This window comes from Bacteroides sp. MSK.20.82 (assembly GCF_019052485.1).
GTDB lineage: Bacteria > Bacteroidota > Bacteroidia > Bacteroidales > Bacteroidaceae > Bacteroides > Bacteroides thetaiotaomicron.
In genome coordinates this window covers 1-306 of the sequence record NZ_JAHQUN010000162.1, presented here as the reverse complement: position 1 = coordinate 306, position 306 = coordinate 1, and the positions used below count along the sequence as shown (strand labels likewise).

Annotated in this window: 1 protein-coding gene; it reads left to right on the top strand. The window is 50.0% G+C overall.

The window, feature by feature from the left end; all coding sequences use genetic code 11:
- A partial coding sequence (locus KTR07_RS28290) for a ParA family protein (RefSeq protein ID WP_217315589.1) occupies nucleotides 1-306 on the top strand: 306 nt, incomplete at both ends.

The following is a 306-nucleotide window of genomic DNA, read 5'->3' as shown; positions in this document are numbered from 1 at the left end:
AAACGGAGTTAATCAACGAGGCCGGACGGGAGCTTATCTTAGCCCACCTTATCAAAGGCCAAAAGGAGAAATTCGATTATATCCTGATCGACTGTCCCCCCTCGCTATCGCTGCTCACGCTTAACGCACTGACGGCCTCGGATCGGTTGATTATCCCAGTTCAAGCTCAATTCCTGGCAATGCGTGGAATGGCTAAACTTATGCAGGTCGTCCACAAGGTACAGCAACGTTTGAACTCGGATCTTTCGATCGCCGGGGTTCTGATAACCCAGTACGACGGAAGAAAGAACCTGAACAAGAGCGTTT